This is a genomic window from Ralstonia sp. RRA (assembly GCF_037023145.1).
In the GTDB taxonomy this organism is placed as follows: domain Bacteria; phylum Pseudomonadota; class Gammaproteobacteria; order Burkholderiales; family Burkholderiaceae; genus Ralstonia.
In genome coordinates this window covers 210,586-228,265 of sequence record NZ_CP146094.1, presented here as the reverse complement: position 1 = coordinate 228,265, position 17,680 = coordinate 210,586, and the positions used below count along the sequence as shown (strand labels likewise).

General features: G+C 56.7%; 13 protein-coding genes and 1 pseudogene. 12 read left to right on the top strand and 2 right to left on the bottom strand.

Annotated features, from left to right (window positions below):
• Positions 1-21: 21 nt before the first annotated feature.
• Both V6657_RS30390 and V6657_RS30385 read right to left on the bottom strand, forming a co-directional pair.
• Complete coding sequence (locus V6657_RS30390) at positions 22-1,863, bottom strand: ATP-dependent helicase (protein ID WP_024979399.1); 1,842 nt, start codon at positions 1,861-1,863, stop codon at positions 22-24.
• A gap of 3 nt (positions 1,864-1,866) precedes the next feature.
• On the bottom strand, positions 1,867-2,646 hold the full coding sequence (locus tag V6657_RS30385) for a hypothetical protein (RefSeq protein ID WP_024979400.1): 780 nt from the start codon (positions 2,644-2,646) through the stop codon (positions 1,867-1,869).
• Positions 2,647-3,313: 667 nt separating this feature from the next.
• On the opposite strand from V6657_RS30385, the gene V6657_RS30380 reads away from it, so the two are divergent.
• From V6657_RS30380 to V6657_RS30325, 12 genes and pseudogenes are all read left to right on the top strand, one after another.
• Positions 3,314-3,580 carry a hypothetical protein gene (locus V6657_RS30380; protein ID WP_024979401.1) on the top strand — a complete coding sequence of 89 codons (267 nt, stop codon included), beginning with the start codon at positions 3,314-3,316 and terminating at the stop codon, positions 3,578-3,580.
• Entirely contained in the window at positions 3,577-4,203 is a 627-nt protein-coding gene (locus V6657_RS30375; RefSeq protein WP_024979402.1) for a hypothetical protein, read from the top strand. Before V6657_RS30380 ends, V6657_RS30375 begins: the two co-directional genes overlap by 4 nt.
• Positions 4,204-4,261: 58 nt before the next feature.
• On the top strand, positions 4,262-5,383 hold the full coding sequence (locus V6657_RS30370) for an AAA family ATPase (protein ID WP_024979403.1): 1,122 nt from the start codon (positions 4,262-4,264) through the stop codon (positions 5,381-5,383).
• A 2-nt stretch (positions 5,384-5,385) separates the two neighbouring features.
• On the top strand, positions 5,386-5,991 hold the full coding sequence (locus tag V6657_RS30365; protein WP_024979404.1) for a hypothetical protein: 606 nt from the start codon (positions 5,386-5,388) through the stop codon (positions 5,989-5,991).
• Positions 5,992-6,003: 12 nt separating this feature from the next.
• The gene (locus V6657_RS30360; protein WP_024979405.1) at positions 6,004-7,059 is read left to right on the top strand and encodes a hypothetical protein; all 1,056 of its coding nucleotides are present in this window, start codon (positions 6,004-6,006) and stop codon (positions 7,057-7,059) included.
• 15 nt (positions 7,060-7,074) lie between these two features.
• Entirely contained in the window at positions 7,075-7,548 is a 474-nt protein-coding gene (gene ssb / locus V6657_RS30355; RefSeq protein WP_024979406.1) for a single-stranded DNA-binding protein, read from the top strand.
• A 106-nt stretch (positions 7,549-7,654) separates the two neighbouring features.
• The gene (locus tag V6657_RS30350; protein ID WP_024979407.1) at positions 7,655-7,882 is read left to right on the top strand and encodes a hypothetical protein; all 228 of its coding nucleotides are present in this window, start codon (positions 7,655-7,657) and stop codon (positions 7,880-7,882) included.
• Positions 7,883-8,283: 401 nt separating this feature from the next.
• Positions 8,284-11,133, top strand: a complete 2,850-nt coding sequence (locus tag V6657_RS30345; protein WP_024979408.1) for a ribonucleoside-diphosphate reductase subunit alpha — start codon at positions 8,284-8,286, stop codon at positions 11,131-11,133.
• A gap of 132 nt (positions 11,134-11,265) precedes the next feature.
• Positions 11,266-12,282 (top strand): annotated as a pseudogene (locus tag V6657_RS30340) (ribonucleotide-diphosphate reductase subunit beta); the annotation flags it as partial.
• Positions 12,283-12,919: 637 nt separating this feature from the next.
• The gene (locus V6657_RS30335) at positions 12,920-14,248 is read left to right on the top strand and encodes a hypothetical protein (RefSeq protein WP_048935408.1); all 1,329 of its coding nucleotides are present in this window, start codon (positions 12,920-12,922) and stop codon (positions 14,246-14,248) included.
• A 218-nt stretch (positions 14,249-14,466) separates the two neighbouring features.
• On the top strand, positions 14,467-15,570 hold the full coding sequence (locus V6657_RS30330) for a DUF3150 domain-containing protein (protein ID WP_024979411.1): 1,104 nt from the start codon (positions 14,467-14,469) through the stop codon (positions 15,568-15,570).
• Between the two features lie 56 nt (positions 15,571-15,626).
• The gene (locus V6657_RS30325) at positions 15,627-17,675 is read left to right on the top strand and encodes a hypothetical protein (RefSeq protein ID WP_024979412.1); all 2,049 of its coding nucleotides are present in this window, start codon (positions 15,627-15,629) and stop codon (positions 17,673-17,675) included.
• Positions 17,676-17,680: the final 5 nt, after the last annotated feature.

Here is a 17,680-nt window from a genome sequence, read left to right as displayed (position 1 = left end):
GTAGATCGTTGGAATCGAGGCTCAGTCGGGGTAGACCGTGGCAGGGTTCGAGGCCAGCCCAGCCTCAGCAATGTATGGCGTGTCGTTCGCGGGAGAGTGGAGAATGAAAAGGCGGTTCTTCGCTCGAGTCATCGCCACGTACATCAACCGCCGTTCGTCGACCTCGGAGCTACCCTCTCCAAGCGAAGGGATGATGTCCTTGTCGGCGCCGACAATGGCAGTGTTGCCAAACTCAAGACCTTTGCAACTGTGCATGGTGAACAAGCCGACAGAGGCTGGATCGTCCTTTCCCTTGGGCTTTTGGACGCTCTGAACACGAGACACCAGCGAACCACTACGACGTTTAAGAATGTCCGCCGCCTTGGTCAGATGTTTAGAGACGCGGTCCCTATACTGTCCTTGGCGCATTCCCATGGTGAGGAAGGTGGCTGCGCTATCGATAGCCTGGTTGACCGCACGCATCGGTGTGTTCGTGCCAGGGATTTTTCTATACAGCGCATCCTGTCGCCAAGTGACTAGCAGCTGCTGAAGTGAACGCATGTGCTCTGCATCGACCTTCGCGATATCGCCGTAGTCGTCGAAGTCCCGCTCGAAGAACGGAGCCATGGTCGCGCCGGGTATCCGCTTGTGAAGTTGGCTGAGGGCTTCTTCACCGGCGCCGACGAACGCGAGGGCGTGATCGATGCCGCTGCGGCTCATCGTCTCGACGGACACGAGTAACTGGAGATAGGTATTGATGTAGTCCTTGTCCCAAAACGAGGCGCCGTTCCTTCGGGAGCGGATGTTGAACTCGTCCAAGACTGCCTCGACCGTGTCGAGCATAAAGTTGGTTCGCGCGAGAATCGCCCACTGTTCTGGTTGAACTGCAATTCTGCCGCCCGGTTGCTCGTCTTCGGGTAGCGCAAACTCAAGGATGAAGGGCACGAGAAACTGAGTTTGAAGGGCAACGGAATCGTGCTCCTCTCCATCCTGCCGGTTCGCAGCAGACACAGCGTAGACGTGAGCCGATCCACCAGGGCCGCGCTTTGCGACGAGGTTCTTCTCCACTCGCTGTCCAGCGTTGTGACGGATCAGCCTGTCTGCAGGGCCAAGGATCTCAGAGTGGGATCGATAGTTCTCGCCAAGGGGGATGATCTCAGCGCCGGTTTGCTCGACGAAATCGATCATGCCCTTGTAGCCGAGAGCTCGACGCCAAGCGTAAATCGACTGATCGTCATCCCCCACGATGGTGACAGGGATGCCCCTGTTGGCGTGCGCCATCATCCAGACGAACTGGATCTCGTCACTGTCCTGGAATTCGTCGACTAGAAGGTGGGTGACTGGAAGAGGGGGAAGCTCTCCGCTAGTCATTTTCAGAGCACAGTCGCGCATGACGTCATACAAATCGACAACGCGGTTGCGCTTTAGCATCTCGTTGTATGCCGCGATGAACGGAGGAACATCCGACTCGTCGGGCGCAATCGCGCACTTGAAGTTCTCGAACAGCTTTAAGGCCGTTTCGTTGTCGATTTCGGTATTGGTAACCGCGATCGCGCGCCTGAGGAAAGTCTTCTGTTCAGGTGGTGTAGCGATCTTGCCGAGCATCTTGTGCCGGCGCAGGTGATCGATCGAGAGCTTGTGAAAGGTACCCAACTCTACGCGTTTAAGTACGTCGGGCCCGATGTCTCGAGTTAGGCGATGGCGCATTTCAGCCGCCGTATCGCTCGTGAAGGTCACTGCGCCGACTCGATTCTTCCGGTCGGCCTCAAGGGTGACCCCGATTTTCGTGATGATCGTTTTGGTTTTCCCCGAGCCGGGGCCGGCCACGGCAAGGATGTTGCCGTGGCCGTACGCCACGCGGTGCTGGGAAGGATTGAGACTCACGAGTTAGGCTGCCTCGGCATGCGAGTGGGCTTCGGTGGATGCCGGCGCGACGGAGATTGCTTCATCGGTAGCTGATGCAGTCGCGCCTTCTTCGGTGGCGTCGGTCTCCACGCTCTCGTCTCCCGTGTGGGCAGATCCCGCAGTGGCAGCTGCGGAGGAACCGGCAGGCAATCGGGCTTTCTCAGCGGCCTGCCAGGCATTGAACTGCTTGTACATCCGGAACTTCACGTCGCGCGCGAGGTTGGAGATCGAGCGAAGGCGCTTGCGGACAGCAATCTCGGCGCTGTGACGGTCGCGCGCGCTTACGAGGCCGGCAAGATACGCAGCCCAGATGAGCTTGAGGTACTCATCTGCGCGGCGCAGGAGCTTGATGTACTCCTTGACGCGCGGAGAGACGTAGGGGAGATCCTGCTTGAGCATGCCGGGAAACTCAGCCGCCGGTGTCTCACTGTTGTTCTCGAACAGCGCCCACAGCTGCTTGGTCAGATTGTCGACATAGACGATCGTGTCGCCAATCTTCTTCTTGAACAGATCATCGATTTCGTCGCACGCAGTCGTATCGAACCGGGGCAACGTGCGCGGAGCGTCGATCGTGAACGAGATATTCTTGTTCAGCAGCAGGTACTCTCGTCGAACGATGGATTGCACGATGGTGGAGCAAAATTCAACGGGCTCCATCGCCACAGCGCCGCGCATCTGGCGGCCGAAAGCTTCGCGAGCGAACTCCGCGACCGATTCGGTCACGGTCGGGCGCAGCAGGTTGACGTTTTCTGCAGTTGTCATGGTGATTCCTCATAGGAAGTGGGTCAGCCTAGAGTAATTGTCGCCACCGGGTGCAACAACGCGGAATCGTCGTCTATGAAGGGTGTCTTTCTTGCAGGTATGCGGCGTAATGCGCTGTTTGGCGCACCAGTCGGTACTGCATAAGGGCCGCCTGTGGTTCTTGGTAGGAAGCCGTGCTTGCAATTTCTACGGTCGCGGTACAGAATGGCCACGTGTCGGTAGAGAACCCACACCCAGCAGCTGGAACTGGTACCCTTTTCGTAGCCCAATTGTTGCGAGCTGGCGACGGCCGGCCCCTAGCGGGAAACCGCTAATTCGCTAGTTAAGCGGGCCCTTGGCCCGGGAGTGCCTCAAGCACTGCCAGAAGTACCAGCCCCTGGTGGAACCGGGGGCTTTCGAATAGGCGTTGATACGCTTTCCCTTCCTCCATTGTCTATTCCAAAGCCAGGTATTTCGTGCGGCGTAGCTGTTGAACGTCGTTGAAATGCTCTCTGGACACTGTTGTGTCTTGGGGGTATTGCCGGAGTTTTCCGGCTAAAGCTGGTGTTCTAGCCTACCTTTGTTACAGGCCTAGCCTGGCGCGGCAACCTTGCCGCGTATTAACCCCTGCGGGAATCTCATTTCCGCAGGGGGATGGGTTTCTCGCGTCTCACAGATGGAGAAGCCTATGGACTGGACGCAAGTCAGTCGTCTGCAGGGCAATTCTCGTGTCGTGTCGCGTGTCGAGGTCGACGACAACGTTTCCAAAGACCGGTTCTTTACGGTCTGGGAGTTGTCGGGCTCCGGGGGATGTATCGTCCTCGCCCGGAAGCGCAAGGCCAATGGCCGGCACGAATTCATCAGTGCAAAGAAGGACGGTCGGCGTACTGCCGATATCGTCCAAGCGCTGAAGGATGGTGCCGAACTGTTCTCCGAGAAGGAGGATGGTTCATGAGGCAAGTTTCGACATCACCAATCCAGGCAACGTTCTTCTTCATTCCGGCGCACGAGCAAATCGTGCGGGAAGCGAAGGACGCCCAGGAAGCGCGAGAGCGTGAAGCGAGGCAAGTCGCCTACGCCAAGAGCAAGTCCAAGAAGGTTCGGCCGGTCCCTGAGGGATTCGACGATCTGGACATGCCCCTGCTGCGCCAGATGTTCGCTGAGATTTTTGAGGCGGCAGACGGTGCCACGGTAGATAAAGCAGTCAACGTCGCTGGGGCGGTCGAATCGAATGAGGAATGGAGTGCGGATGCCGTCAAATGGCTCCACGCTTTGCTCCTCGAGAGATCGATCGAACTGCTGTCGATGCGGATCAGCACTGAGGAAAAGCTCGATATCCTTGATTGGATTTTGAAGCCCAACTTTTGCGGCTACCGCGACCAGATTCTCTCCGATAGGAGGGATAAGGATATCGACGGACGTGAAACTGATGTCGTTGAGCAGCGCCGGGTGCGAGTGCGGGTCTATCAAGACGAGATCCCCTTCACTTTCGCTACCTGTTGCCGTGTCGCTGGACTGAATCCTGAAGAACTCAGGGAGCAGATTCGGTCGAGGCGGGAGCAGATTCTGAGTAGTTAAGCCCCGGGGGCTCCTGTCCCCGTGGGGACTGGAGTCTCCAAATCATCCGGAGATTTTTATGACAACCCAAGCTACAACGTCCGCTGGTACGGGACAGAAGGGCAGAAAGAAGGCTTCACCTGCTCCCACTCCCGCGCCGCAGGCTGTCGCTGGTGCTGGGCTGGCCGAAGAGCAGGTCCAACCGCAATGGGTTCAGCACGACGCTTATCAAGCGTTCGGCGTTGAGCTGATGCGTGGTAAGACGATGATTGGTCTGAGTGCGCCTTCGGCGTTCACGCCGGCCAAGGACCCGACTTACAAGTGGCCGATGGAAAACCTGCGCGATCTGGCGTATTTCTACGTTGCTGGTGGGAATGCCTTCTGCGCAATGGGTCACCCCGGGACAGGCAAGACGGCAGGCGTGCAGCAGTTCCACGCCGCGTTGAATTTGCCGCTTCTTTGCATGTCGGCAAATCCGAGGACCCAGGCGTATCACCTGATTGGCCGGCTCGTTCCGAACCAAGAGGGTGGCGTGTCTTGGTCAGACGGCCCAGTGCTCATGGCTGCCCGCCTCGGTATGTCCGTTTTGATCGATGAATACAACGTCATCGATCCGGGAGAAATGACCGGCTTGAACCTCCTTCTGGAGGGACGGCCGTATCTGGTTCCGGAAACAAGCGAACTTGTTGTTCCGCGGAAGGGGTTTCGCGTCTACGCCACCTGCAATCCAAAGGATGACAAAGGCTTGGTTCATGGACGTCATACGCAGGACAACGCGAATGACGAACGCTTCGAGTTCAGCTGGTTCGGCTACCTCCCACCTGAGGTCGAGATCGATCTGGTTGCGGGGCTGATCGAACCATTTCAACCTGGTCTGCCACCAAAGACTCTTGCGGAGATGTTCGTTACTGTCGCCAACCAAGTGCGCAAGCTCTACGCTGGTGAGTCCGACGAGTCCGGTGCTCTCGACAAGACGATCTCGACACGCGTTCTGCGTCGTTGGGTCGGCAAGGCGATGTTGGCACAGGGTGGAGGCCTCGTTGAGGCACCCATTCACTACGGTCTCGAACGTGCGTGGTCCTTGTCGTGTTCAGATGAGGTTCGAGTTGCAGTTCACGAGCTGGTGACGCAAACCTTCGGGGGAGCTGAATACAAATCCAGCAAGGACAGCTTGCATGCACTGGATCTAGCGGGAGGCTGATCGTGAATAACGTTCTGCTGTTCCGTAAGGCCACTGATGGTCTCGACGTAGCTTTGTCGACGACGCAGGATTCCCCGCTGTGTTTGCACATCGGGGTATCTGGCGGGCGGATGACGAAGCATATCGTCGAAGGCTACACGCAGAGCTCACTCAAAGAGCAGCTCGGGGCCATGGGCTTCGAGTCGCTCGGCGAAAGAGAGTTCGAGGAGGGCTCTGTCGTAGAAACGGCGGCCTCAGACCTCCTGTTCGTAGTACTCGGCGTCAAGGAGTCAACATTCAGGAAGTCAGTCGCGGGCCTGGTCGGAGGTGACCTTGACTGGTCGTTTGTCGATTGCCACGACGAGATGTTTGTCGTGGGAACCCGTGCGAGCAACCAGACGGTAATCGGTGTCCTCGGCGCGGCAATCAGGTTAGGACTTGAGGTTGCCAAGCCGCGCAGTACGAGCGATGAGCTCGATCTCGTTCCTGTTCGCAAAAGCGGGAAGGAGATGTTGTCGTTCTTTGGTCGCGACCTGTTTTTCGGGGCGCTCCATGGAGCATCTGTCAAAGCCGGACTGGTTGTCTCTCCAACAGTTTTCTCAGTGGGGAGGCCATTGGTCAATTTCTGATGAGAGGTTGATATGTCTCAGCAAGGTAGCGTTTACCGCCGTCCGCAAGGAGTGTGTGAAACGATTGTGGAGTGGTGCTTCGTCCTGATCGGGTTCGCCCTCAAGACGGCGGTCACCATCGCTTCACTGGTGGTGCGTGGCGCAGCGAAGTTGCTGCTCGTCAGTTGTCGCTTCTTGTTTGCTTTCGGAATGAAAGCAGCGAAGCGCCGTGTGCCGAAGGATCTGGAGGCGACTGAGCCGGCAAAGACGAAGTCACCAGAACCGGTGCCAAGTCTCAAGCCGGCCATGAGCGTGGCTGAACCGAAGAGCCGAATTGCGTTTTCGGGTCCGGTAACGGCAGCGTTCACACGAACCATCAGCTTCGAGAAGGGCTTTGGGTCAGTGCTGTTGTGGTTCTACCCGGGCGGCAAGGTTAGGAGGCTCGTAAAAATCTACGACCGTGCCTTGATCGAGCAAGTTGGCTTCGAGCGGTACGAGTTGGAGGAGGTTGCATACTCCGGCCAGGCCGAAGTCGAAGTGGTTATCAGGCAAACCATCGCGCAAGTCCAAAGACTTCTGCGAGGCAAGCATGAAGTGAAACTTCGGATCGTCGCTTCGGGTTCTAACGAGTCCGCCAGTGACGCGAAGAAGGAAGAGGGGGGGTCCACAAAGGTACAAGTGGAGGACACCCAAGTAGCTTCAACAATGGAGGCCAAGAAGGTTGACGGTGATGTCGCAGTGATGCCGAAATCCTTCAAGGATGCCGTGGAGTTGAAACGGTCGAAGAGCCGACCTGCAAAGGTCTACACCGGGCGAGTCATCGAATTGGGCGTCAAGTCCAGAAAGATCTCCCAAGAGAAGGGGAAACCCGCAAAGCAAATTGACCAGTTCTGCGTGACCATGGAAGCAGACGAACTCCAAGGAAACGCCCTGCCGGTTTGGGGTACCGACCTGGAGAGAGCAATTGATGAGTGTGGGGCTAAAGTTGGCGATCGCGTTCGAATCGAGCACCTCGGTCGTATCGAGTGGCACGAGCAGAACGGAAAGAAAGCTTGGAAGAACGCCTTCAACGTTGAGTTGCTCAGTTGATTGATGAGGTAAGAGATGAAAAACACGAACCATTGTGTTCTCCACGGCTGGTTGGGGAAGGACCCTGAAGTTCGTTTTCGCAACTCTGGCGGTGCCACTGTGTTGTTCTCGCTCTGTACGAACGACGACTATCACAATGGAACCGAATGGGTGGAAGTCAAAGAGTGGCACGACTGCGTCGTAGTTGGGAATGCCGCTGAGCAATATGCTGAGAAGTATCAGCAAGGCGACGAAGTCATCGTCCAAGGCCGTGTGAAACCTCGTTTTTACGAGAAAAACGGTCAGAAGGTGAAAGTTGTCGAAATCTATGTGTCAACGATGGAGCTGATCGCCAAGCGCGCAAAGCCGATCGGAAACGATCAGCAGCGAGGCGGTGCTTCAGAAGGGCGCAAGGCCGAACAGCGCAAGCAGTATCAAGCTGGAAACGGTAGACAGGAGGTAACTTCTGTTGCTGGTTTGTCGGACGATTATGGTGGCAAGAACTTTTGAAGATCCTGCCGGTGTAGCGTCGCAATGAAATGAGTTTTTTCCCGAGATGGGGGCACGTTCCCCATCCCGGGGAATGTGTCTGCCTCAACTAGATTTGGAGACGGACATGGATGCTCAACGAGTCGTAACGGGTGCAGAACTGATCGAGTTCATCAAGAACGAGCAGGTGCTCCGAAACGCGTTTGCTTGCAGAGTGCAGGTCGAAGCAGCAGGTAAGACGGTGGAGAAGAAGGTCGCCTTCGACGGTATCGGTTTGGTGGTTGACAACGAGAGTTGTGATCCCGATCAGTTCGTCAAAGCGAACAGTGTCTTTGTGCCCCCGGTGCTGCGCTGACCGGATGTCTTCGTACAGCGAATTTGCTGTACACAACCCGAAGCCCGCTCGTTCACTCGAGCGGACTTCCCCAAGCTTCTCTGAATGAGAACCTTTGGGAAGTTGCCGGTTTCTTTGAGCGCAAGTCGCTCCCGAGCTGACGGATTTAGCCCAGGCCGGACCATTGGCTAGTCTGGTGATGCTGTACACACCATCGAGAACACCTCGTTCTCTCTTTCACTGTTGACCCTCGCGGTCGACGTTCTTGAACCCGGCGGGGAAGCTTTCCCGTCAGGGGAAATTCCTGCCGAACGTATGTCACCCAGTGCTTGCGGGATCCACTTAAGCGATCTCGCAGAGAGGCCGCTTAACTAGGCCTCGTCCAATCATTTGGGTAACACGCATTTTTGTGGGAGTTTTGTATGAAAAGAGATTTTGTCGGTGCTTACATGGTCATTCGCCGAAATGGCGAGACGGTGCCGTTTGACGCATCGAAAATTGCAAACGCGCTTGCCAAGGCGTTTCTGTATGACGCACATGGGAATCCGTATCGCCCAGGCGTCGTATCGCTCAGCGCCGCACAACGTGAACGCATTGAGCAGCTGACACAAGCAGTCTGTGATGCGCTGGGTCGACGAGGGGAAAGCAGTTCATTTCACATCGAGGCCTTGCAGGACCAAGTCGAACTGGCCCTGATGCGTGCGGGCGAGCACGAGGTCGCCCGCGGCTATGTCCTCTACCGCGAGATGGCGTCGAAGAAGCGTGCGCCGGCCGAGACTGCAGGGCGTTACGACCACATCAAGTCGTATCGCACGCGCAGTGGCGGTGAATCAGCGTTCGATCCTAACTTCTGGATCGCTATTGTCGAGTCCGTCGTAGCTGGACTCGAAGGTGTTTCAGCGACAGATCTGTTTGATGAAGCCGTTCGAAACCTCTACAACAAGGCGAAGGAAGAGGAGATCGAGAACGCGTTGATTCTTGCAGCGCGTACGAAGATCGAGTTGGAGCCGGCTTACACCAAGGCGGCTGCCAGGCTTGTCCTGGCGCTTCAGTTGGGACACGACGTGTTCGGCAAGGCCGTAACCTTCGCTGAGCTTGCCGGTTCTTACGGAGAGGCGTTCGCTCGCGGTATCAAGGAAGGGGTGAACGCTGAACTGCTTGCCGACGACATGTCGCGTGGGTTCGATTTGCAACGTCTGGCAAGTGCCATTCGTCCGGACCGAGATCGCCTTTGGGACTATCTCGGGATGCAGACGTTGTACGACCGCTACTTGTTGCACATCGACGGCAAGCGCATCGAACTACCGCAGGCATTCCTGATGCGGGTGGCGATGGGGCTGGCGCGGAACGAGGTGGAACGAGAAGTACGTGCCATCGAGTTCTACGAAGTACTGTCGACGTTTGACTACATGGCCAGTACGCCGACGCTGTTCAATACGGGATCGCTCCGGTCGCAGCTTTCGAGCTGCTATCTGACCACGATCTCGGATGACCTCGAGGGCATCTATGACGGGCTTAAAGAAAATGCCCTGTTGTCGAAGTTCGCTGGTGGGCTCGGTAACGACTGGACTCGCGTTCGCGCATTGGGTTCCTACATCAAGGGGACCAATGGCAAATCGCAAGGAATTGTCCCTTTCCTCAAGGTCACCAACGACACAGCCGTCGCCGTGAACCAAGGGGGCAAGCGCAAAGGTGCGGTGTGTGCGTACCTTGAAACGTGGCACCTCGACATCGAGGAATTCCTGGAGCTTCGCAAGAACACCGGGGATGATCGGCGTCGTACGCATGACATGAACACGGCCAACTGGATTCCGGACTTGTTTATGAAGCGCGTGCACGAGGGTGCAGACTGGACGCTGTTCTCGCCGAACGATGTTCCGGACTTGCATGATCTGTACGGTTCGAAGTTCGAAGCGCGCTACAAGCATTATGAAGCTTTGGCCGATGCTGGTACGTTGAAGCACTTCAAACGGTTGCCCGCTGTTGATCTTTGGCGCAAGATGCTCGGTCTGCTGTTTGAGACCGGACATCCTTGGATCACGTTCAAGGACCCTTGCAATATTCGGTCTCCGCAGCAGCATGTCGGCGTGGTGCACAGCTCCAACCTCTGCACGGAAATCACGCTGAACACCAACGACAGCGAAATCGCCGTGTGCAACCTTGGTTCGGTGAACCTTGTTGCTCATTTGGTGAAACTGCCAGATGGCAGTATGGCGCTCGATCACCAGAAGCTGCGGCGCACTGTCCGGATCGCGATGCGGATGCTGGACAACGTGATCGACATGAATTTCTACGCTGTGGCAAAAGCTCGCGCGTCGAATATGCGGCACCGTCCGGTGGGCCTTGGCATGATGGGGTATCAAGATTCGCTGTACGTGCTTGGTATTCCATTCGGCAGCGAGGCAGCTGTCGATTTCTCCGATCGCTCGATGGAAGCCATCTGCTACTACGCTTACGAGGCCTCTTCGGATCTCGCTGTTGAGCGCGGCGTTTACCCGAGCTACAACGGGTCGCTGTGGTCGAAGGGAATTCTTCCACTCGACTCGATTGATCTGCTGGTGCAGGAACGCGGAGAGGGCTACCTGGATATCGACCGTTCGTCGTCGATGGACTGGGATGCCCTGCGGGAAAAGATCGGGCGGCAGGGTATGCGCAACTCGAATTGCGTAGCGATTGCTCCGACTGCAACTATCTCGAACATCGTGGGTGTCTCTGCGAGTAACGAGCCCCAGTTCCAGAACCTTTACGTGAAATCCAACCTCTCGGGGGAGTTCACTTTGGTCAACGAGTACCTGGTCGCCGATCTGAAGAAGCTCGGCATCTGGGACGAGGTGATGTTGTCGGACCTGAAGTTCTACGATGGTTCTGTTCAGAAGATCGATCGCGTCCCTGATGAGATCAAGGCGCGTTATGCCACAGCGTTCGAGGTCGAGCCACGTTGGTCCGTGGAAGCTGGCGCACGCCGGCAGAAGTGGATCGATCAGGCGCAGTCTTTGAACATCTACATGGCCGGCGCTTCTGGAAAGAAGTTGGACGAGGTGTACAAACTTGCGTGGTTGCGTGGTCTCAAAACGACCTATTACCTGCGCACGATTGCCGCTACGTCTGTTGAGAAGTCTACGGTTGCTTTGGGAACTCTCAATGCTGTTGCGCCTTCGTCAGCAATGGCGACGCAGCAATCAACGCAGAGTTCGGATCTTGATGTTGAGGGACGGGTATGCATGTTCCGTCCTGGGGATCCGGATTCTGATGGATGCCAAGCCTGCCAATGAAGTCGGACTAGGTTTGCAGTGAATCATTTTTGGGGGCAGTCAGTCGGCTGCCCCCGTCATTTTCAGAGAGAGGTTAATATGGATATCTCGTCAGTCGAAACGACTGCGCTCGCTCATGCGACCGCAGCTGCGAAACGAGTGAACGTTGCCGAAAAGCGGATCATCAACGGTAAGACCGATGTGAACCAATTGGTGCCGTTCAAGTACAAGTGGGCGTGGGAAAAATACCTGGCCGGCTGCGCGAACCATTGGATGCCGCAGGAAATCAACATGTCGCGCGACATCGCCCTGTGGAAAGACCCGAACGGTCTGACCGAAGACGAGCGACGTATCATCAAGCGCAATTTAGGCTTTTTCGTTACGGCCGACTCACTGGCTGCCAACAACATCGTGCTCGGAACCTATCGGCACATTACGGCACCTGAGTGTCGCCAGTACCTGCTGCGCCAAGCGTTTGAGGAGGCGATTCATACGCACGCGTATCAGTACATCGTTGAATCGCTGGGCCTGAACGAGGCCGAGATCTTCAACGCGTACCACGAGGTGCAGTCGATCCGCGACAAGGACGAGTTCCTGATCCCGTTCATCGACACGCTGACGGACCCGTCCTTCGAGACCGGCACGCCCGAGAACGACCAGAAGCTGTTGAAGTCGCTCATCGTCTTCGCCTGCATCATGGAAGGCCTGTTCTTCTACGTCGGCTTCACGCAGATCCTCGCGATGGGCCGTCAGAACAAGATGACTGGTGCTGCCGAGCAGTACCAGTACATCCTGCGCGACGAGTCGCTGCACTGCAATTTCGGTATTGACCTGATCAACCAGATCAAGCTAGAGAACCCGCACCTATTCACGGATGAGTTCAAGGCCGAGATCACGGAGCTGTTCAAGAAGGCCGTCGATCTGGAATACCGCTATGCGGAAGACACTATGCCGCGCGGTGTGCTGGGCCTGAACGCATCGATGTTCAAGGGTTACCTGCGCTTCATCTGCAACCGCCGTTGTCAGCAGATCGGCTTGGAACCGCTGTTCCCGAACGAGGAAAACCCGTTCCCGTGGATGAGCGAGATGATCGACCTGAAGAAGGAGCGCAACTTTTTTGAGACTCGAGTCATCGAGTATCAGACTGGCGGTGCACTCAGTTGGGATTGAAAATCTTCGCCTGCTCACGGACACATAAGTTGAGATTTCGGACACATAAGTTGAGATTTTGTGCCCTAATCGGCACGTTCGTTAGGTGTTTGCAATCTTGTCCAATGTGTCAGTCTCCGCCTCGGAAGGCGACTCCGGTATGGAGACACGACGAAGCGGTGTTGCTTGCTTCGTATCAGGAAACCCCTGTAAAAGTGGTTACCTATCTGTTAGGTGGCCGTGGGCAGCCCCCGCGCGTAAGCGCGGGGCCTCGTCCACGCAACAACAACTAAATTGACCGTTCCCGTTAGGAATCGCCCGTACTATAATCACCGGAACCTAGCTGGGGGTCTACACTAGCCTTAGCCGCGCCCGCGGCATTCTGTTCTTCCGAGACGTCATAAGCATGCCCCACTGGAATGCTTCTGACGTTTTCTTGTGCCACGGCACGGAAGGGCTGCTTGGTATGCCCGTCTTGCATTCTTCGAATGTGACTAGCCAAGCCTTAGGGAGCTTTCCCCTCTCGTCTTCACCAAGTCCAGCAATGGGCTGGTAGTGCTTCTCCCTGCGAATTTCTTCAGTTTCGGGGCCCCCCAGAGCGATCCAGAACGCTCTGGGGGGCCTCGATTCTGGGGTTCAAATTCGCAAGGAGATAGAAATGAACGTCCAACCCCAGGTTTTTGAGCGTCAGCTCATTGCGCAGTCAGGTGTGTTCGGGGCAAGCAATGGCACCGATCAAGGCACCAGTTGGCTTGCCGATCCTGTGAGTGACCGTGGTGTTCTCGTCTCCGAGTACACCACATCGACTGACACTAGCCGCGTGCTGGCGGTCAGTTTGGCGCTATCAAGCAGCCGTTCAACATACGACGTCCTGGCAGAAGTAGCTGTTGCCGGGCGGGTGGGTATGCCGCTTCTCGTTGATCTGGCGAGTGCGACTCAACTCATCGATGAATCTAATCCCCATGAGCCCAACAGGGCTGCGACCTTGCAAGCAATCGAAAGGCTGTACGCAGCGTCGGCGCGAGGCAACGCAGTTGATGGGGCCCCTCCGATGATCGTGATCAGCGAAGGCGATCTCGCAGATGCTGCTCGTCTCGGGAATGTGGAAAAGTATGTGCGTGTTGGGTCAAGCCAACACGTCGATTGCGAGTTACTCGCTCATCCGCAACGCGTTCCCGAATTGCTGGGAACGGAAGTCAGCGGAATGATTTTTGGTGCGGGTTCAGTGGTTCGGGATGGTTGCGGCGGCGTGTTCGGTACGAGCTCCGAGTTCGTCGACGCAAGCGAGATGGTGGCAGGATCGGTGATCAACCTCTGCGACTATCTTGCTGATACTCAACGCGGAAATGATTGGTTCGACAGCAAGCGGCTCGAGGAGCAAATCCGGCTGGCGGTTCGCGAGCTTGACTCGATGCACGACGTCAAGGAGACGCTGGGATGTCCGGGGCAACCTGGATTTGGCCGGCGGATCGGAATCGGGATCTCGGGCGTCGCGTTCGCACTTCAGCAGCTTGGAGTTGCAGGGAACGCGGATAAAGCCAGAGCGGCGCTTGCGCAGGTAACCAGGATCATTCGTGACGAGGCTTATCGAGCTTCCTGCGATCTCGCAGAGGAGTTTGGTGCGTCGCCATGGTTTGACAGCGTTGATTTCCACACCGGACCCGTCGCGGATCAGTTACCGCCTTCATTGGTGGAGCGTATCCGTACGTATGGGCTCAGGAATGCGCAGATCTTCGGTTGGGCGCTTATGGCGGATCGGCCGGCGTTTGCGATGTCTGTCGGAGTAACTTCCGATTGGGCAGTTGATGCAGTGAGAACTGCAGAGGGGGTCGGCCAACAAATTGCTTGGCACGAAGTGATCTCTCAGGGCTTTGGGACCCAGTATCTCGCAGAGGTGCTGATCCCGGACAGCTGGAGCTTGGAGCAGTCGGCGAAACTGACAGCTCTTAGCAATCGCGCTGACCTCTGGGGAATCACGGTGCGGTAATTAGGCGCGGGTATCCGTGCTGAAGGGCCTTGGCCGGCCCATATGTTTGAAGACATCTCCGGAAAGCGAGCCGTTTCCAGAGATGTTTTTTGCGCAGTGCGCAGAGAGGGTAGCTGACACACCTAACCAAGTCAGCCATTCGTTTGTTAACCCAGCCGGGGATTCCATGCCCGGTAGGGGGCATGGTGTCTTCGGGTTTTCGCAGTAAGGAGATCTCCATGTCGAATCAAAACGAAATCCGGACCATTGAACGGGTCCTTTGTTTCAGTCTCGAAATCCATATCTGGTCGGGCCGGCGCAAGCTGCGTACGACTGATATCGGTGAGATCGATGAGCTGCCGAACAGCGACCTCGCGTCGCTAGGAAGCAAAAAGGTCATCGATAGCGAGCACCTGAAACCGTTCGATAAGCTCAAGAAGCGCGCGCAGAAGGCTTGCGAAAGCCGCGGCGTACGCTTTCTTGGCGGCTATGCTATTCCGTACAACAAGGCCAAACTCGTCGCCGACGAGCTGGAAGCCATCGCAGTGGAATACGAGCAAGCTCGCGCCCACCTCGTTGCAAACTACGACCGCTTCATCCAGGAATGGCAAAACGCTCCGAACAACAAGGAGTGGGCCCACATCATCAAAGACGAAGCGCCTGGGAAGGCGTACGTTGAGAGTGCGTTGGGTTTCAATTGGCAGGCCTGCAAGGTCCGTTCGGTCGACGAATCGGAGGAAGCAGCAGAGCAACTGTCGCGAGGTCTGAAGCAGGCGGAGCAGGGGCTTGCGGGCACTCTCTTTCGGGAAATCGCCCAAGAGGCCGCAGCTTTTGAGGAGCGCACCCTCTGCTTTGGTGACGCTAACAAAGGTCGCCATGCTCGTGAGTATGTCACCCAGCGATGCAAGAACGCACTGGAAGCCATTCGCGAGAAGATGGAGGGTCTGGCGTTCCTCGACCCGTGCGTGCGTCCCATCATCGAGACCATCGACTACAGCATCAACTTGCTACCGTCGAAGGGCAAGATCGAGGGGATCCATCTGACGACTCTCTGGGGCCTGACAGGCATCTTGAAACGTCCAGATCGGATGCGCGCGTTCGGTCAGCAATGTCTGGACTCCGGTGATGTTGCCGCGACGTTCGGATTTGCTGTCGGCACGAACGAAAGTGCGGTCGACGACGAAACCGAACTCGCGCCTGTACAGGTACCTCAGGCACCGGTTCAGCACTCGGTCACAGTCGGTGCTTCGGCAGTAACAACTGTGCGCTCTTCGCGCCAGCTTCCGTCCCTGCCGCTGCCGTTGCCGACGCAGTCGGGAACTGTCATCAGTCTCGGTATTTAATCCCGTAGGGGCAATTTGTCGCCCCTTCGGGGGCGATTCTCATTCTGAGGAATCGCATGAACATCAATACCTTGAAAGGGGCTCTGCCAATCGCAGCAAGGCTGTTGGCACAGAAGTGTGGCCTTGTCGTGCGGTTTGGCGGCCAGGCTTGCACCAACGGCAGAGAGATTACCCTGCCGAATTTGCCGATTGAAGTCGAAACAGCGCGCATCTTGGGTCTTGGATTTATCCTCCACGAAGGCGCTGGACATGTGGTCGAAACCGACTTCGAGGGGGTTCAAGCCTTGAATCTGCCGCCGTTCGTATTCCGACTCTTCAATGCACTGGAAGACGTGCGCATTGAGGGGCGAGTGGAGCGTCGGTATCCGGGCGCGCATCGGGTCTTTATGGCGATGCGAAAGCTGCTTCAAGAGCAAGGCCGCCTGGCAGATATCTCAAACGTGGATTCATTGTCCGGGGCACTGGTAATCGGCACGCTGCAAATACTGCAGTGGCGAGTGCTGAAGCGCGAGTTCTACAAGGAAAGCGAGGCAACTGCTGTTGAGTGGTTGCGCAACGGGTTCGGCATTGCCTTTGCCGACTCTTACCTCGCGATCGTTGGAAAGCTTAAGACTTCGTGCTCGTCAGTTGAAGCCGCGCACATTGCCCTAGAGGCAGCTGCGCTGCTCCAACAGTTCGTGGACGACCTTGCAGAGTCAACTTCTCAGCCGGATGAAAGCGGCAGCGAGAACGAGTCTGCAGACGCCTCCAGCGTTCCTGGCCAACAGTCCGAAGATGATCCGCAAGGTGATGAGTCTGACGCGTCCCCGACGGGAACCAATGACTCGGACGCGGCTGCTGGCGACAGCACTCAGTCGTCAGCGACCAGCCCTAGTGGAGAGCAAGATACAGCCGAAAGTGGGCAACCGCAGCAGGCTGAATCTGGTCCAGAAGGTATCGAGGCTGGGACGCAAGTCCCTGCTGAGAGCGGCGGTGAAAGTCACGTCAACGGCGAGAAGGACACCGCCGGCGGAGACACTGAGTCATCGCATGCCGGCGAACCCGGAGCAGTTGGGGAAGGTAACTCTTCTTCATCAGAATGCAGCGATATCGCCGACAGCGAATCGTTGGCGGGTGGACAAGATGGTCACGACGCGACAGCCAATGGTACCGACGCAACTGAAGTCGATACCGGCGGGCAAGCGGAACCGTCGTTCTGCCTGGCAGATCCCGTCACAAGCGCCGCCCTTCAGGCAGCGCTTGGAGCGGCGTACAACCCAAGCGAGGACTTAGGTGAAGCGCTGCAAGCGATGCTGACCAGCATTGCGTCCACCACGGAGGACCCGCCAGTACTGTCCGAAGCCGTGCCGTTCTTGTCGGAAATTGAAGACAACGGTGAAATCGTTCAGCGCGTGAAGCGCGAAACGATCGCACTGCGTCGGAAGTTGACGACGGCATTGGAATCACAGACGTTGAGCCAGTGTTGGGAAGGGTATGCAGGTGAACGTCTTTCCAATCTCGGAGCTCTCAGGTTGCCTATGGGGGACTTGAACATCTTCGAGCGGGAAACACGACGGACAAACGTCGACGTCGCTATCCAATTGCTGCTGGATCGTTCGGGCAGCATGCAGGAGGAAGAGCGTATCGCATTGGCAATTGACGCATGCACTGCATTGGGTCTAGCGCTCGGTCAGATTGATGGCGTGCAGATTGCAACTGCTGCTTTCCCGGCGGGTGAAATCAACTGCGATCGCAACGTGCTCGTCTTGAACGGGTTCAGTGAGTCGGTGAGCAGGCGTGCAGGTCGAATCGCGGCAGTTCGGGCGGACGGGGCAAACACCCCGCTAGCCGACGCGATGTTGTTTGGCCAGTACTCGCTGCTTTCGACTAAGGCGACTCGGCGAATCCTTCTTCCCATCACCGATGGAGAACCGGATAGCCGGTCTGCAGTTGCCGAAGTTGTCGCTTCATGCGCTCGTTGGGGTGTCGAGGTGATGGGAGTGGGAATTGGCCTTGATATCTCCAGTCAGATACCCGACAGCATCAGAATTGACAAGGTCGAGGAGTTGCCGCAGCGAATGTTCGAGATGATGACGAATCGTCTTGTACTGAAGCAAGCGGCGTAGGGGCC

Coding starts and splice junctions, on each gene's coding strand:
- V6657_RS30385 (WP_024979400.1), bottom strand. CDS start 2,646: ATGACAACTGCAGAAAACGTCAACCTGCTGCGCCCGACCGTGACCGAA.
- V6657_RS30380 (WP_024979401.1), top strand. CDS start 3,314: ATGGACTGGACGCAAGTCAGTCGTCTGCAGGGCAATTCTCGTGTCGTG.
- V6657_RS30375 (WP_024979402.1), top strand. CDS start 3,577: ATGAGGCAAGTTTCGACATCACCAATCCAGGCAACGTTCTTCTTCATT.
- V6657_RS30370 (WP_024979403.1), top strand. CDS start 4,262: ATGACAACCCAAGCTACAACGTCCGCTGGTACGGGACAGAAGGGCAGA.
- V6657_RS30360 (WP_024979405.1), top strand. CDS start 6,004: ATGTCTCAGCAAGGTAGCGTTTACCGCCGTCCGCAAGGAGTGTGTGAA.
- ssb (WP_024979406.1), top strand. CDS start 7,075: ATGAAAAACACGAACCATTGTGTTCTCCACGGCTGGTTGGGGAAGGAC.
- V6657_RS30350 (WP_024979407.1), top strand. CDS start 7,655: ATGGATGCTCAACGAGTCGTAACGGGTGCAGAACTGATCGAGTTCATC.
- V6657_RS30345 (WP_024979408.1), top strand. CDS start 8,284: ATGAAAAGAGATTTTGTCGGTGCTTACATGGTCATTCGCCGAAATGGC.
- V6657_RS30335 (WP_048935408.1), top strand. CDS start 12,920: ATGAACGTCCAACCCCAGGTTTTTGAGCGTCAGCTCATTGCGCAGTCA.
- V6657_RS30330 (WP_024979411.1), top strand. CDS start 14,467: ATGTCGAATCAAAACGAAATCCGGACCATTGAACGGGTCCTTTGTTTC.
- V6657_RS30325 (WP_024979412.1), top strand. CDS start 15,627: ATGAACATCAATACCTTGAAAGGGGCTCTGCCAATCGCAGCAAGGCTG.